15 protein-coding genes are annotated in these 14,526 nt (G+C 73.7%); 10 read left to right on the plus strand and 5 right to left on the minus strand.

Annotation, left to right across the window (positions count from 1 at the left end):
- Positions 1-2: 2 nt before the first annotated feature.
- From ACZ7CD_RS06175 to ACZ7CD_RS06190, 4 genes are all read right to left on the minus strand, one after another.
- Positions 3-878 (minus strand): trypsin-like serine peptidase, encoded by an 876-nt coding sequence (locus ACZ7CD_RS06175; RefSeq protein WP_470378410.1) that lies wholly within the window; start codon positions 876-878, stop codon positions 3-5.
- Between the two features lie 68 nt (positions 879-946).
- Positions 947-1,696: a maleylpyruvate isomerase family mycothiol-dependent enzyme gene (locus ACZ7CD_RS06180; protein WP_458432633.1), complete on the minus strand. Its 750-nt coding sequence runs from the start codon at positions 1,694-1,696 to the stop codon at positions 947-949.
- Positions 1,697-1,738: 42 nt separating this feature from the next.
- On the minus strand, positions 1,739-2,395 hold the full coding sequence (locus ACZ7CD_RS06185) for a response regulator (protein ID WP_470378411.1): 657 nt from the start codon (positions 2,393-2,395) through the stop codon (positions 1,739-1,741).
- Entirely contained in the window at positions 2,392-3,528 is a 1,137-nt protein-coding gene (locus ACZ7CD_RS06190; RefSeq protein ID WP_470378412.1) for a sensor histidine kinase, read from the minus strand. Before ACZ7CD_RS06190 ends, ACZ7CD_RS06185 begins: the two co-directional genes overlap by 4 nt.
- Before the next feature lie 135 nt (positions 3,529-3,663).
- On the opposite strand from ACZ7CD_RS06190, the gene ACZ7CD_RS06195 reads away from it, so the two are divergent.
- From ACZ7CD_RS06195 to ACZ7CD_RS06235, 9 genes are all read left to right on the plus strand, one after another.
- A complete protein-coding gene (locus tag ACZ7CD_RS06195) occupies positions 3,664-5,016 on the plus strand; it encodes a hypothetical protein (RefSeq protein ID WP_470378413.1) in 1,353 nt (450 codons plus the stop codon).
- Positions 5,013-5,411 (plus strand): FixH family protein, encoded by a 399-nt coding sequence (locus ACZ7CD_RS06200; protein WP_360384401.1) that lies wholly within the window; start codon positions 5,013-5,015, stop codon positions 5,409-5,411. Before ACZ7CD_RS06195 ends, ACZ7CD_RS06200 begins: the two co-directional genes overlap by 4 nt.
- A 13-nt stretch (positions 5,412-5,424) precedes the next feature.
- Positions 5,425-6,528, plus strand: coding sequence for a hypothetical protein (locus ACZ7CD_RS06205; RefSeq protein ID WP_470378414.1), 1,104 nt, complete (start codon positions 5,425-5,427; stop codon positions 6,526-6,528).
- Positions 6,521-7,039 carry a hypothetical protein gene (locus ACZ7CD_RS06210; RefSeq protein ID WP_360384397.1) on the plus strand — a complete coding sequence of 173 codons (519 nt, stop codon included), beginning with the start codon at positions 6,521-6,523 and terminating at the stop codon, positions 7,037-7,039. The genes ACZ7CD_RS06205 and ACZ7CD_RS06210 overlap by 8 nt, the downstream gene beginning before the upstream one ends.
- 41 nt (positions 7,040-7,080) lie before the next feature.
- Positions 7,081-8,259: a sensor histidine kinase gene (locus tag ACZ7CD_RS06215; protein ID WP_470378415.1), complete on the plus strand. Its 1,179-nt coding sequence runs from the start codon at positions 7,081-7,083 to the stop codon at positions 8,257-8,259.
- Positions 8,256-9,326 carry a hypothetical protein gene (locus ACZ7CD_RS06220; RefSeq protein WP_470378416.1) on the plus strand — a complete coding sequence of 357 codons (1,071 nt, stop codon included), beginning with the start codon at positions 8,256-8,258 and terminating at the stop codon, positions 9,324-9,326. Before ACZ7CD_RS06215 ends, ACZ7CD_RS06220 begins: the two co-directional genes overlap by 4 nt.
- On the plus strand, positions 9,311-9,955 hold the full coding sequence (locus ACZ7CD_RS06225) for a response regulator (protein WP_458432625.1): 645 nt from the start codon (positions 9,311-9,313) through the stop codon (positions 9,953-9,955). Before ACZ7CD_RS06220 ends, ACZ7CD_RS06225 begins: the two co-directional genes overlap by 16 nt.
- A 91-nt stretch (positions 9,956-10,046) precedes the next feature.
- On the plus strand, positions 10,047-10,673 hold the full coding sequence (locus ACZ7CD_RS06230; protein ID WP_360384389.1) for a hypothetical protein: 627 nt from the start codon (positions 10,047-10,049) through the stop codon (positions 10,671-10,673).
- A 20-nt stretch (positions 10,674-10,693) separates the two neighbouring features.
- Entirely contained in the window at positions 10,694-10,999 is a 306-nt protein-coding gene (locus tag ACZ7CD_RS06235; protein ID WP_458432624.1) for an EthD domain-containing protein, read from the plus strand.
- Positions 11,000-11,080: 81 nt separating this feature from the next.
- Here ACZ7CD_RS06235 and bdeA read toward each other — a convergent pair whose 3' ends face one another.
- The gene (gene bdeA / locus ACZ7CD_RS06240; RefSeq protein WP_458432623.1) at positions 11,081-11,932 is read right to left on the minus strand and encodes a bis(hydroxyethyl) terephthalate hydrolase; all 852 of its coding nucleotides are present in this window, start codon (positions 11,930-11,932) and stop codon (positions 11,081-11,083) included.
- Positions 11,933-12,116: 184 nt separating this feature from the next.
- Here bdeA and ACZ7CD_RS06245 point away from each other — a divergent pair, with 184 nt between their 5' ends.
- Positions 12,117-14,516, plus strand: coding sequence for a helix-turn-helix transcriptional regulator (locus tag ACZ7CD_RS06245; protein WP_458432622.1), 2,400 nt, complete (start codon positions 12,117-12,119; stop codon positions 14,514-14,516).
- Positions 14,517-14,526 lie beyond the last annotated feature (10 nt).

Below are 14,526 nucleotides of genomic sequence, written 5' to 3' on the forward strand. Positions count from 1 at the left end.
GGTCACAGCCTTCCCGCGTTCTCGTGCAACGCGCGCACGGCGGGGGTGAACGCCGCTCCGCTCAGGTCCGTCGTGATGCCGTCGACGTTCATCGTGCCCCTGCTGGTGACCGCGAAGACCGTCCCCTGCCCGGTCGCCGCGTCGAAGTCGCGCAACCACGGCCCACCGCTCGTCCCCCCGGCCAGGTCGCAGTCCGTCCGCCACTCCGCCATGACGGAGTTGACCCGCAACGACGCCGGTCGCACGCACTCGACCAGCGCCTCGCCCCGGTTCAGCGCCGAGACCGGGTAGCCCAGCAGCGTGGCGCCGACCGGTGAGCCGGCCTCGTCGAACGACACCCGCTGCGCACCCGCCACGTCCCGGACGTGCCGGCCGCCCACCGGGTCGAGCGCGACCACGGCGTAGTCGTCCTCTGCGCTCGACGGCCCGCGGTAGGTGTCCGGCCAGGCGAACGCGCGTGCCGCGAACACCGGGCCCGCTCCGTGGTCGTAGCCGGGGACGAACACCACGGCGCCGATCGTGATCGGCCGGCCCAGCCGGTCCGTGCCGCCGTGGACGCAGTGCCCGGCCGTGAGCACGACGTCTCCGCTCGCGCTCGGCACGACCGTCGCCGAGCAGGAGCGGTCCTCACCCCGGGAGCTCGACGTGAACAACCGCCCCACCCCCGCGGGCGCCGTCCCCGCGTACGGCCTGCCGATCGTCTCGGCCGGCGGGACCTCGCCCTCTCCGACGGCCTTCACGCGCTCCGGTGTCCAGTGCTCCAGCGCGGCTGTCCGGTCGGCTTCCGGTACCCGCGTGACCACCTGGCCGGCGGCGTGGGCGGGGGTCACGAGGGTCGCGCAGAGGACCGCGGTCGCGCCGAGTGCTTTCCACGTCATGATCGGCTGACGTGCGGCGGTGGCGCGGCGTTGCTCCCGGCACGTCCGGATCAGACCAGGGGATGACCTCAGGCGGGTTCCCAGGCGGCCAGCCGGTCGAAGATCCGCGCGTCGCCCTCCAACTCCAGCGCCTGCGCCGGGACACGGCCGTAGAACGCCAGCACCAGCTCGCTCGCCGTGCCCGTCGCGGTCAGGTCGGCCGGGCCCTCGCCGGTGATCACGCGGGCCCCTTCCGCGGAGAGCCGCACCCGCCACGACCGGCCCTCGGTGGCGCGGTAGTCGACCACCGCGGGCTCGTGCGGCCACGGGCTCGTCGTCGCCACGCAGGTGCGCTGGAACTCGTCGACACCGTCGAGCGCCACGTCGGAGGGCAACGGCTGCGGTGCGCCGATGGTGAGCTGCGCGTCGTAGGTGTGCACGGCGAGCTGCTGGAGCTGGTGCCGCGCAACGGCTCCGCAGGTCGCCGGCGACTGCGAGCCGGTCCACCACACCCAGCACCCGCGGTCGGGACCCGCTTCCCGCAGCGCGGCCAGCAGCAGCTCGGTCGACTCGGCGAGCCACGCGTCCAGCTCGGCGCGGTCCCGCGGCGCCACCCCTTCCGCGGGTGACCTCCCCGCGGCACCGGGACCCGCGGCGACGGTGGCGGCCCAAGCGCGCCGGCCCTCGCCGATGTGCTGGGCCAGGTCGTGCAGCGTCCACTCAGGACAGCTCGGTACCTGCGCGTCGAGGTCGGGTGCGGCGGCGACCGCGGAGCGGAAGGCGGTGGAGCGTTCGTCCATCGACCGCAGCAGTTCGGGGAACGCCGGAGGATTCTGCACGGCGGCTGTCTACCACCGCGCCACGCCACGCGACAGCGAATTTCACGAGCGCTGCACGAGCCCGTTCATGTGCGCGTAGGCGACGGCGTGCACGCGGTCCCGCAGCCCCAGCTTGGCCAGCACCCGCGACACGTGCGTCTTCACCGTCTCGTCGCCGACGTGCAGCCGGGCCGCGATCTCGGCGTTGCTGTGCGCCGCCGCGACGAGTTGCAGCACCTCGCGTTCCCGCGCGGTCAGCAGCGCCAGCTCCGGCGGCGTCGGGGGAGGGGCGAGGCTCACGGCGAACCGCGCGATCAGCCGCTGCGTCACCGACGGGTCGATCAACGCGTCCCCGCGCGCCGCCACCCGCACCGCGGAGATCAGCTCCTCCGGCGGCAGCGACTTCAGCAGGAAACCGCTCGCACCGGCGTTCAGCGCCCGGTAGACGTACTCGTCGGAGTCGTAGGTGGTCAGCAGCAACACCTTCGTGCGGTTGCCGGGGTCGGCCAGGATCTGCTCGGTCGCGCCGAGGCCGTCGAGCTTCGGCATGCGGATGTCGAGCACGGCCACGTCCGGGCGCAGCCGCGCCACCTCGGCCACCGCGGCCCTGCCGTCGGCGACCTCGCCGACGCACCGCAGGTCGGCCTGCGTCTCGAAGATCGCGCGCATGCCGGAGCGCAGCATCGCGTGGTCGTCGGCGACCAGCACCGACAGGGTCATGACGCCTCCAGGGGGAACGTGACGGCGGTGCGCCAGGTCCGGCCGTCCGGTTCCAGACCTGACTGGGTGGTGCCCGCGAACATGCCCGCGCGGTTGCGGATGCCGACCAGGCCGCGGCGCACGGAGCCGGAGTGGCCGGTGCCGGAGCCGGCGGTGTTCTCGGCGGTCACGGTCAGCGCGCGCGGCGCGTACTCCAGGGTCACCGTCACCCCGGACGCGTCGCCGTGCCGCAGCGCGTTGGTGAGCATCTCCTGGATGATCCGGTACACGGTGACGTCCAACGACTCCGGGATCTCCCGGTGCTGGCCGCGCACCAGCAACCGCGCGGGTGTGCCGGCCGCGCGCACGCCGTCGAACAGCTCGTCGAGGTTGTCCAGCCCCGGCTGGCGCGCGCCCTCCGCGTTGGTGCCGTGTAAAAGGTCGAGCAGGTGGCGCAGGTCCACCATGGCCGCGCGGCTGGCCGTCTCGACCGAGAGCAGCGACGTGGCGAGCTTCGGGTTGCTGCCGACGGTGCCCAGCCGGGCGGCGCCCGCGTGCAGGTTGATGGCGCTGACGTGGTGCACGATCACGTCGTGCAAGTCGCGGGCGATCGCGCTGCGCTCCTCGGAGATCGCCTTCGTCACCGCCGCCTGCGCGTCCAGCTCCTCCACCTCGCGCTGCTTCTCCAGCTCGGCCAGGTAGGCGCGCCGGGCCGTGGTGTAACGGCCGACGAGCCACGGCAGCACCGCCGCCTTGGTCGCGACCAGCACCGCGATCGTCACGCCGTACTCGTTCACCAGCGGGGCCGTCATGAGACTGGCAGACAGCACGCCGAGCGACGCCCACGCCGGTGCGCCGCGCAGCCACGCCCCCGCGCGGTACCCGGCGATCAGCATGCCCGCGTCGTTGTGGTCGATGCCCCTGCCCATGGTGAGGAGGATGACCACCGGAACCGCCGCCTGCGCCAGCGCCACCCAGCCGGACAGCCGCGCGGGACCGGCCAGCATCGCGTCCACGGCCAGGGTCATGGCGAGCACCACGGCCAGCTGCCCGGCAGAGCAGGCGTCGTACACCACGAACCCGGCATCCGCGACCATGCAGACGAGCGCGACCAGTCGCGACTGGTGCTTCAGGGGCAGTTTGATCGAGTCCATCGCAGTGGATCCTGCCGCATCGCCGCCCTGAGCTCCTCCCGCTGTGCAGGGGTCGGAAATCCCCCGTGCGGGGGACCCGGTTTCCGACCCCGCAGTGACGCGGCCCGCGGGTCATGATCGCTATCTTCGGTCACGATGAAGCGAAGTGGTGCGATCCTGCTGCTGGTGCTGGGGGCGGTCTTCTCGGTCGCGGCCCCCGCGCTGGCCGACGGTGCCCAGTCGGGCAGCGACCTGCACGTCGCGCAGAGCCTGGGCGACCGCGAGCTGACCGTGATCATCCGGCGGGTCGCGGAGGTGCCCGGACCGGTGCACGTCGACGTGGTCACCCACGCCGGCACACCGCCGGGCGAGCTCACGCTGACCGCGCGGGCCGCCGGTGCCCGGTCGAGCACGGCGAAGGTGGTCCTCGGTGCCACGCCGGGCTTCCACTCCGGTGTCGTGGAGGTCGACCGGCCCGGCCCGTGGGAGCTGGTGGTCGACGAGGCGACGATCCCGTTCGTCGTGCCGGCCAACGTCGCACCACCGTGGGAGAACGCGACCTACGGCGGGTTCATCGCGGCCGGCGTGCTGCTGTTCGCCGCGCTGGTGCTGGCGGTGCTGGGAATGCCCTCGCTGGCCCTCATACCGGCCGGCGGGATGGTCGCGGCCGTGGCCGTCGCGGTGACGGCGGCGCTGCTCGCACCGAGCATCCCCCCGGCACCGGCACCCGGCGCGCAGCTCGACCCCACCTACGACACCGTGCTCGACCCGTGGCAACGAACGTCCACAACGGACTTCTCCCGGCCGCCGGTGAACCTGGTGCCGCGCATGGACGGCGCGGACCTCGTGCTGGACCTGACCGACGGCTCGTCCGGCCGGCCGGTGGACGACCTGCTGGTGCACGACAACGCGTTCGTGCACCTCGTCGTGGTGTCGCCCACCGGGGCGCTGCGGCACCTGCACCCGGTCCGCACCGGGCCGGGCGAGTACCGCACCCGGCTGTCCGGCGCGGAACGGGGCGTGCACGCGCTCGCCGCGGAGATCGCCCGGCGCGGCGGGGGAGTGCAGCTGCTGCGCTCCCGCATCGACGTCGCCGGCACCGGTTCTCCCGTTGCCCACGACGGGAAGGCCGACGTGGCGGTGGACCTCCGGGAAGCGGGCCGGCCCAGCACGCTCACCGCCCGCTTCGGCGAGCGCGACCTGCAACCGTGGCTGGGCATGCTCGGCCACATGATCGTCGTCGGTCCGGTCGGCGACGGTCCCGTCACCGGTGGTGTGGCCGAGGCACCGATCTGGGCGCACGTGCACTCGATGATCCCGCCGGTGCCGGGCATGCCGGACCAGCCCGACGAGAGCGTCGCGGCCTACGGGCCGGACGTGCCGTTCACCTACTCGTTCCCGTTGCCCGGCCGCTACCTCGTGTGGATCCAGGTCGAACGGGACTACTCGATCGTCACCGTGCCGAAGGTCGTCGACGTGCCCGCGGCGAAGGGGGTCGCCACCAAGTGAAACGCACCAGGGGCACCTACGTCGTGGCCGTGCTGGCCGGAGTCGCCGCACTGGTGGGCGTGCTCGTCGTGCTGTGGCCGCGCACCGTCGAGGCGCAGTCGCACCTCGCCGAGACCGACCGGCTGCGGTTCGTCCTCACGCCCACGAGCACGCGGACCGGCACCAACTCGTTCGACCTGCGCATCACCGACCGGTCCGGCAGCCCCGCCCACGGCGAGGTGGTGGTCGAGCCGGCGATGCCGCAGATGGGCCACGCGGTCGCCCCGGTCACCGCGGCCCCGCTCGAACCCGGCCACTACCGGGTCGGCGCCGTCGACCTGTTCATGGCCGGGCAGTGGGAGATCACCGTGTCACTCAGCGAGCAGCGGGTCGTCATCCCGCTGCTGCTCACCTGAAGGGGGAGGAACGATGGACATCACGGCGTCGACGGTGGCCGCACCGTCAGCCAGGACCGTCCCGAAGGGGGTGGTGCCGGCGGGTCTCTTGGTCGGCGGCACCCTGATCTCGTTGATCGGCTTGACCTGGGACATCCAGTGGCACACCGACGTCGGGCCCGACACGTTCTTCACGATGCCGCACCTGTTCCTGTACGCGGGCAGTGCGATCTCGGGCCTGGCGAGCCTCGCCGTCGTGCTGATGACGACGGCCGCCGCGAAGCGCGACCGGCACGTCGACCCGATCGTCGGCGGCCGCGCTGTCGGCGTCTTCGGCCGCACGTTCTCCGCACCCGTCGGCTACCTGATCTCCGGCATCGGCGCGGCGCTGTTCCTCGTCTACGGGCTGTGGGACCAGTGGTGGCACAGCCTGTACGGCTTCGACGCGGTGATCGCCTCGCCGCCGCACATCGGCCTGCTGCTGTCGATCTCGATCACGATGGTCGGCGCGGTGATGGTGTTCGCCGTCGCCCGTGACCGGCCGTGGGGCGCCTACGGCGTGGTCGGCGCCTCGGCGGTGCTGCTCGCGTTCAGCATGGTGACCGTCATCGGCCTGCAGGCGCTGCCGAACGGGGTCGTGAACTCGATCAACGTCGGCGCCGCGTTCTTCTCCGTGCTGATCCTGTTCATGGCGGGCAACGCGCTGAACCGCCGCGGTGGGGCGCTCGCCGTCGCGGTGGTGGTCGCGGCGCTGCAGGCGGTGTTCTGGTGGTTCTCGCCGTGGGCGACCGAGGTCTACGCCTCCGCCACCGGGCTGCCGCTGCGCGACTACACCGACGGCGTTCCCGCGCTGCCCAACATGATCCCGATGGCGCTGGTCCTCGTCGGGGTCGCCGCCGAGCTGCTGCACCGGCTGCCCGCGTGGGTCCCCGGCGCGCTCGGCGGCGTGCTCATCACGGCCTGCGCGCCGGTGCAGCGCATCCTCGTCTTCGGCGACGGCCGGTTCCCCGCGACCGACCGCTACCTCGCCACCATCGCCGCCGGCGCGGTCTTCGGCGCCCTCGCCGGCCTGGCCGGCCGCCGCTTCGGCCGCACGCTGCGCCACCTGGCGCCGGCAAAGGAGAACAGCCATGCGTAAGACGGTGCTGGGACTGGCCGGTGCGGCCGCCCTGCTGTTCGGTCTCGCCGCCCCGGCGCTGGCCTTCGAACCGGTGAACGTCGTGCACACCGAGAAGGTCAAGGCCGGCCCGTACGACCTGACCGTCGGGTTCAGCACCTGGCCGCTCAAGGCCATGCAGTCGCTGGACTTCACGTTCGCGCCCGAGGACGGCATCACCGGCAAGCAGGGCACGCTGACGCTGGTGCACGCCGACAAGGTGGTCGGCGACGACCCGCTGGCCCGCCACCCCCGCAAGCGCGAGGTGTGGGGACTGGACGTGCAGGCGCTGCCCGTGCCGGGGACGTGGGCGATGCGGTTCGACATCACCGGACCGGCCGGCACCGGCACCGGTGAGCTGAAGAACCTCCAGGTGATGGAACAGCCCGGCCCGCCGATGGGCCTGTCCTGGGCGATCAGCACGATCCCCCTGTTCGGCCTGATCGCGTTGATCGTGGTCGCGGTCCGGCGCACCAGGGACACCGCCGCCTGACCGCCGCGGCGCACGAGAGCTGACCTGGCACAATGCCGGGCGTGCTGCTGGAGGCGAGGCTCCTCGCGACGGTGTCCCGCCTCGCGGGTCCCGTCCGCGGCGCCGGTGTCGTCCTGATCAGCCTCTTCGGCGCGCTGTCCGCGGGCTCCGCGGCGGGCTGGACGCTGTTCGCGTTCGTCGTGCTCACCTCCGCCGCCGACTTCCGCCTGCCCGGTGTGGCCCTGCCGGTGGCGTTCGCGCGGGTGGTGGTGCTGCTCGTCGTGCTGGGCGGCACCGCCGAGCAGTGGACGCTCACCGTCCTCACCACCACCTTGATCACCTGGCAGTGGCAGCACCCGCCGCGGGTCACCGTGCCCGCGACGGCGTTGCTGCTGGTCGTGGCGGTGACGGCGGCCGGACCGGACGTCCTGGTGCGCGCGGTGCTGGAGTCGGTGCTGGCCCGGCTCGCCTACGAGCTCCTGCGCCGCTCCAGCCGCCGCGTCGACGTTCTGCGCGAACGCGCCGCCTCGCAGAACCGGGCGGCGGCCGTGGCGCTGGACCGCAGCCGGCGGGAACGCGAGTACCTGGCGTTGCTGCACGACACGGCGGCGGCGACCTTCCTCATGGCGGCGCATGGCGGTGAGCCCTCGGCCGTGGCCGCGCAGGCCCGGCGGGACCTGGTGGTGCTGGCCGAGCGGGACAACGCCCAGGGGACGGTCGACCTCGGTGCGGCGCTCGTGGCGGTGGGGCGGGACCGGGCCGGGGTGCGGGTGGCGGCCGGGTCGGCGGTGGCCGGGGACCAGGTCGACGCGCGGGTCGCGGTCGCGCCGGTGGAGGCCGTGCCGGTGCCCGCCGTGGTGGCGCTGGCGTTCGTGCGGGCCGTGCGGGAGCTGCTGACGAACGTGGCCCGGCACGCACCCGGCGCGACCGCGGACGTGGTCGTGTCGCGGGTGGACGGTGGCGCCACCGTGGTGGTGCGCGACGACGGCCCGGGGTTCGTGCCGGCGGACGTCGCGCCGCACCGGCGCGGGGTGCGGGAGTCCGTCGTGGAACGGGTGCGCGCCGTCGGCGGGTCGGTGGAGATCGACTCGGTGCCGGGAGCGGGGACGACGGTTCGGCTGGCGTGGACCGCCGGCAAAAGCCCGGCCGACCACGCGGCAGCCCTCGACCGCCCCGCAACCCTCGACCCGCCCGGAACCCCCGACCACTCCGCAGCCCCCGACCGGGCCGGTGGGCGATGACCGATCTCGCCGTCGTCACCACCACCCGCCAGGTCCTGCTGGTCGTCGTCACCGCCATCCAACTGGTCCTCACCCTCCCGTCCCTGGCCATCGGCCCCGGCTCCACCACCGCGTGGACCGCGTACACCCTCCTGACCGCGGTCCTCGCGATCGTCGGCGGCCACGTCGCCGCCGGTCGCGCCCAGCTCGGCACCGCGGTGGCCGCGGGGCTCACCGCCGTGGTCCTGGTGGCGTCGGTCCTCGCCACCACCGCCCAGGCCGCCGGCACGCCGCTCGGGTCGCAGGACTGGGCGTTCGGGCTCATCGGCTGGTACCTGCTGCTCGTCCTCGTCGAACGGCCCCGGCCCCTCGTCGCCGCCCTCGGCGCCCACCTCGCCCTGTCGGTCGGGTGGTTCCTGCACGCCGGCAACGGCGACGGGGGTACCGCGGGGGTCGTCATCCTCAGCGGCACGAGCTTCCAGGTCGGCGTCATGGTGATCACGGGGGTGCTCCTGCGGGACGGGCGGCTCGCCGCGGAGGCGGCCGCCGAGCACGACGCGGCGCGCACGCGGGAGGAGTTGGCGCGGCAGCGGGAGCAGGACCTGCGGGCCGGGTTCGAGGGGCAGCTGGGGGCGGTGCTGCCGCTGCTGGCGGACCTCGCCGACGAGGTCGTGAGCGTCGCGGACGAGCCGACGCGGGTGCGGTGCTCGGTGGCGGCGGTGCAGCTGCGGCGGTTGTTCGCGGAGAACGACGACGTGCCGGACCCGTTGCTGCACGAGCTGACGGCCTGTGTGGACGTCGCGGAACGGCGCGGGGTGGTGGTGTCGCTCGCGGTCAGCGGCACGGCCACGCCGGTGCCGACGGAGGTGCGGCGGGAGCTGGTCGCGCCGATGGCCCGTGCGCTCGCCGTGGCCGGTGGGCGTGCGAAGGTGAGTCTGCTCCGGACGGCCACGGAGGTGCGGGTGGCGGTGGTGGCGGACGCGCCGGGGGAGCTGCCGCACCACGACGGCGTGCCGGAGGTGGTCGCGGTCGAGACGAGCGTCCACAGCGGACTGGTGAGGAGCGAGGCGCGATGGCGGGCGACGTGACGGCGGTCGTGGTGGACGACCACCCCGTGGTGCGGGCGGGGGTCGCGCACTGGCTGTCCACAGCGGAGCCGCCGATCGCGCTCGTGGGCAGCGGGGAGGACGTCGAGGTCGCCTGGGCCGCGCCGCAGGACGCCGTGGTCGTGCTCGACCTGCACCTGGGCGGTGTCACGCCCGCGACGGCGGAGCTGCGCAGGCTGGCCGAGGACGGGCGCCGGGTCGTCGTGTACTCGATGCGCGCCGACGACGAGATCGCCCTGCAGTGCCTGGAGCTCGGCGCGCTCAGCTACCTGACGAAGGCCGAGGGCGCCGAGCACCTCGTGCAGGCCGTGCGCGCGGCGGCGGACGGGCAGTCCTACACTCCGCCGGCACTCGCGGGCGCGCTGGCGGGGGACCGGTCGGAGACGCGGCCCGCGCTGTCGCCGCGCGAGACCGAGGTGCTGGTCGAGTGGTTCCAGTCGGAGTCGAAGGAGTTCGTGGCGCAACGGCTCAACATCGCGCTCAGCACGGTGAACTCGCACCTGGAGCGGATCAGGGTGAAGTACGCGGCGATCGGCCGGCAGGCGCCCACGAAGGCGGCGCTCGTGGCACGGGCCATCCAGGACGGTCTGATCGGGCTCGACGACCTGTGAGTCGCGTGTGGTGCGAACGACCGATACCGGACCGTCCACCCGCGACCTAGCCTGCTGGGCAGCCCCAGGTTCCGCAGCGAGGAGTTCCGCAGTGACGCACGCCCGACGTTCCCTGATCATCGTCGCCGCGGCGGGCTTGCTCCTGTCGGCGTGCGGCTCCGAGACCAGCGGCTCTCCCACGCCCGCCGAGACCACGACCGCGGCGGAGACGACGAGCAGCACCACCTCGAAGCCCAGCTCCACCTCGAACGCCCCGATCGCCGCCGGCGGCGAGGTCACCGCGCCCGGTTCGAAGCTCAAGGTCGGCTCCCGCGCGGTCATCCCCTTCACGCTCGGCGACAAGAGCGGCACCGTGGCCGTCACCCTCACCGCCATCGAGCAGGGCGCGAAGGAGGACCTCGCGAAGTTCGGCGACAAGGCCAAGGGCATCACGCCGTTCTACCTGCGGGTGAAGGTCGAGAACCTGAGCGGTACCGACCTGCGCTACATCTCGATCTCCCTGCGCGGTCTCGGCGCCGACGGCAAGGGCACCGGCGTGATCATCAGCGGCGACACCCCGAACTGCGACTCCACCAGCGCCCCGAAGACGTTCACCGCCGCCGGCGAGACGTACGAGACCTGCGTGCTGACCGCGGCCACGGACGGCTCCAAGGTCGTCGCGGGCGAGTACAACCGCGGCGACGACTACGTGAAGTCGCCGATCGTCTGGGAGAGCTGACACCCGTCGTGATCACGACCATGGCTCTGCTCAAGGCACACCGCGGGTTCACCCGAGCCGAGTTCGTCGACTACTACGAGCACCACCACGTGCCGCTCGTCCTCAGCGTCGCGCCACCGCCGGACTACTACGCCCGCAACTACCTGCCGGAGTCCGCCGACGTGGAGTTCGACGTCCTCACCCACATGAGGTTCGCCGACGAGCCCACCCGGCAGCGGTGGCTCGCGCTCGTGCTCGCCGAGGGGTCCGGTGTGGCCGCCGACGAGGCGTTGTTCCTGGACCGGTCGCGGACGCGGTCGTGGGTCGTGGAGGAGCACGTCAGCTAGAGCGGCCGAACCCCGGCCCCGCCCGATGAGGGCGCGAAGGCCGGGGTGGCGCGGGTCGCGGCGCTGCGACCCATGACCGGGTTACGAGTGCGGGCAGGTGTCGCGGTACTCCTCGATCAGGGTGCTGCGGCCCGGTGCCGGGCAGAGGAACTGCTCGTAGCGGGTGTCGTTGTCGATGAACCGCTTGAGCCACGAGATGCTGTACTTCGCGATCGTCGTGTTGTTCGAGTTCGGCGCGAAGTGGTTCGCGTTGTTGAGCTCCAGGTACGCCTTGTCGAGCGTGGACGGCAGCGACGTGTAGAACGGCTCCGAGTGCGACGCGACCGGTGCGATCGAGTCGTCCTCCGCGCCGACCACGAGCGTCGGCACGCGCACCGACGACCAGTTCTTCGTGGTGTGCCAGCCGGTCAGCGGGATCGCCGCCTGCAGGGCGGGGCGCTGGCTGGCGGCGCGCAACGTGCCGCCGCCGCCCATCGAGTGGCCCATGACACCGAGCCGGGTGGTGTCGATGCGGGACCGGACGCTGCTCTGCTGGGTCAGGTAGTCCAGCGCGGCGAGCAGCTGGGAGGCGCGGCTGTCGGGCTGGTCGTAGATCGTGTTCGTGTCGATGGTGAACACCACGAAGCCCTGGGACGCGAGGCGCGGGCCCAGCCACGAGATGCTGGACTGCGTGCCGGTGTAGCCGGGGGAGATCGCGACGGCGCCGAACGTGCCGGAGGCGGTGCTCGTCGGGTAGTAGATCGTGCCGCCGCCGAAACCGCCGACCAGGGAGGACACCGAGGTCTCCGACACGGCGAACGGCCCGCGGAGCGCCTCGATGCTCGCGTTCGTCGGGGCGGGACCGCGTTCGTAGGGGTTGGCCGCGTGTGCGGTACCGGTGCCGGTGACGAGCACCAGCGTGAGCGCCAGGGGGAGCAGGGAGCGGAGTTGCACGGCGTTGTACACCTCATTCGGCAGGGGAAGTGCGAGGACCTCTCGACCCTGCAACCGCCGTGCACGGGTCCGCATCGGTGCAACCACCGGTCTCGCGAAGAACTTCAGCGGTAAAACTAACGCTGGTAGTTGAATTTGTCCCAGACCCCTTCCGCTGGGCCTCCACCGCGGTGAAACTGGCCCGATGTTGCGTGGCCGTGACCGGCAGCGCGTCGCCGTGGACGCGTTGCTCCGACGTGCGCGAGCCGGCCACGGCGGGGTGCTCGTCGTGTGCGGCGAACCGGGCAGTGGCCGGACCGCCCTGCTCGACCACGCCCGCCGTTCGCACGAGGCGGTGCTGTGCCTCGACGACGTGCGCGAGCTCGACGACGACCTGCGCCGGCTCGCCGCCGACGTGACCGGGACGCGGGCGGCGCTGCTCATCGCCACCGAGGGGGAGGCGTTCGGGCTGCCGCACGTGGTGCTCGACCCGCTGGACCGGGCCGAGAGCTTGCTCGTGCTGCACGACCTGCTGCCAGGCCTCCCACCCGCGCTGGCGGTCGACCTCGCCGACCTGGCGTGCGGCAACCCGCTCGCGCTGGTGGAGCTGGCGGGGGCGCTCACGTCGGACCAGCTCGGCGGCATCGCGCCGCCACCGGACGGGTTGCCGCAGGCCAGCTCGTTGCGGGCGCGGCTGCTGGCGCGGTTCGCGGGGCTGTCGGAACGGGCGCGGACCGCGGTGGCGCTGGCCGCCGTGGACGAGGAGCTGACCGCGGACGACCTGGCGCGGCTCACCGGGGACCTGGAGGCGGTGACGGAGGCGGGAACGCTGCTGGACCCGCGGCGGCTGGTGCGGTCGACGCTGGCCGCGGGCCTGTCGCCGGCCGCGCGGTTCCGGGCGCACGCGGAACTGGCCGAGCTGCTGCCCGCGGGCCCGCGGCGCACGTGGCACGCCGCCCGCGCCGGCCGGGCCGGTGACGACGGGCCCGCCGACCTGCTGACCGCCAGCGCCGAGCACGCCCGCCGGTGCGGCGACTTCGCCACCGCCGCCCGCGACCACGACCGCGCCGCCCAGCTGACCGGGGACACCGAGCAGAAGGCCCGCCGCCTCCTCAACGCCGCCGCCGACCACTGGGCCCGCGGCGCACCGCACCAGGCGCGGGCGGTGCTGCGCTGCGCGGTCCGGCTCACCGACACCCCCGAGCTCAAGGCGCTGATGGACCTCGTCGCCGGCGGCATCGACCTGGGCGAGAGCCTCCCGGACGTCGCCGCCGACCGGCTCATGCGGGCCGCGCGCAGCCTCGTCGGCACCCGGCGCGGACTGGCCGTCGCGGCACTCGGGTTCGCGGGCGAGGCGGCGAGCATCGCGGGTGACCACCGCCGCTACAGCGCCGTCGCCGAGTTCGCCAGGGAGATCCGGCTGCCCGACGAACCACCGGCCACCCGGCTCACGCTCGGCCACCTGGCCGGGATGGCCGCCACCTTCGACGGCCGCCACGACGAGGCGCTGCCCGCGTTGCGCGAGGTCGTCGAGCTCGCCCACCGGGTGCCGGGCGCGCAGCCGCGGATCTGGGCCAGCCAGGCCGCCTACGTGCTCGGTGACGCCGTCGGGTCGCACGAGATGGCCACCAGCGCGGTGACTGCGGCGCGCGAGAGCGGGTACACCGCGCTGGTGCCGTGGGCGCTGGTCTACCGGGCGCTGTCGGCGCTCCTGCTCGACCAGCACGCGGCCGCCCTCACCGCGGCCACCGAGGGCGTGCACGCGGCGACGGCGGTCGGGCAGCACAACGCCGTGGTCGACCACCTGACGATCCTCGCCCTGCTGGCGGCGTTGCGCGGGGACTCCGACACGGCGCTGCACCGCATCGACACCGCCACCGAGCACATCACGCAGCGCGGGCTCACCCGACCGGGCACGTTCGGCGCGTGGGCGTTCGCGTGCGTCGACCTGGCCAGGGACCGGCCGGCCGACGCGCTCGACCGGCTGCGCCTGCACCCCGGCCACGCCGGCATCAAGGTCATGGCCGCACCGCAGGTCGTGGAGGCGGCCGTCGCATGCGGGCAGCCCGGCGCGGGGGACCGGGCGCTGCGGCGGTTCGAACGGTGGGCGGAGGCGACGGGCAGCTCGGCCCGCCTCGCGCTGAGCCACCGCTGCCGCGGGCTGCTCGGAGGCGGCAGCGGCGCCGCCGACGAGCACTTCGAGGAGGCCATCCGCCTGCACCGGGCCAGCGGCACCGCGATGGAGCTCGCGAAGACCGAGCTGCTGTACGGCACCCGGCTGCGCAGGAGCCGCAAACCCAAGCTGGCGCGCGACCACCTGCGCGACGCGGTGCGGATCTTCCAGTCCTACCAGGCCGACCACTGGGTCGCCCGCGCCAGCGCGGAGCTGCGCGCCGCCGGCGACAGCACCGGTGGACCCGGCGACCGGCCGGAGCTGACGCCGCAGCAGGCGCAGATCGCGCGGCTGGTCGCCGAGGGCGCCACGAACCGCGAGATCGCCGCGCGGTTGTTCCTGAGCCACCGCACCGTCGAGCACCACTTGCGCAACATCTTCGCGCGGCTCGGCGTGCGGTCGAGGGTCGAGCTGACCAGGAGGCTCGACTGACAGTGCCAGA

This window comes from Lentzea sp. NPDC036949, from assembly GCF_055608075.1.

What these genes read in the sequence shown, in the direction of transcription:
- ACZ7CD_RS06175 (WP_470378410.1), bottom strand. Translation starts at nt 878, where the DNA reads ATGACGTGGAAAGCACTCGGCGCGACCGCGGTCCTCTGCGCGACCCTC.
- ACZ7CD_RS06185 (WP_470378411.1), bottom strand. Translation starts at nt 2,395, where the DNA reads ATGACCCTGTCGGTGCTGGTCGCCGACGACCACGCGATGCTGCGCTCC.
- ACZ7CD_RS06190 (WP_470378412.1), bottom strand. Translation starts at nt 3,528, where the DNA reads ATGGACTCGATCAAACTGCCCCTGAAGCACCAGTCGCGACTGGTCGCG.
- ACZ7CD_RS06195 (WP_470378413.1), top strand. Translation starts at nt 3,664, where the DNA reads ATGAAGCGAAGTGGTGCGATCCTGCTGCTGGTGCTGGGGGCGGTCTTC.
- ACZ7CD_RS06205 (WP_470378414.1), top strand. Translation starts at nt 5,425, where the DNA reads ATGGACATCACGGCGTCGACGGTGGCCGCACCGTCAGCCAGGACCGTC.
- ACZ7CD_RS06210 (WP_360384397.1), top strand. Translation starts at nt 6,521, where the DNA reads ATGCGTAAGACGGTGCTGGGACTGGCCGGTGCGGCCGCCCTGCTGTTC.
- ACZ7CD_RS06220 (WP_470378416.1), top strand. Translation starts at nt 8,256, where the DNA reads ATGACCGATCTCGCCGTCGTCACCACCACCCGCCAGGTCCTGCTGGTC.
- ACZ7CD_RS06225 (WP_458432625.1), top strand. Translation starts at nt 9,311, where the DNA reads ATGGCGGGCGACGTGACGGCGGTCGTGGTGGACGACCACCCCGTGGTG.
- ACZ7CD_RS06235 (WP_458432624.1), top strand. Translation starts at nt 10,694, where the DNA reads ATGGCTCTGCTCAAGGCACACCGCGGGTTCACCCGAGCCGAGTTCGTC.
- ACZ7CD_RS06245 (WP_458432622.1), top strand. Translation starts at nt 12,117, where the DNA reads ATGTTGCGTGGCCGTGACCGGCAGCGCGTCGCCGTGGACGCGTTGCTC.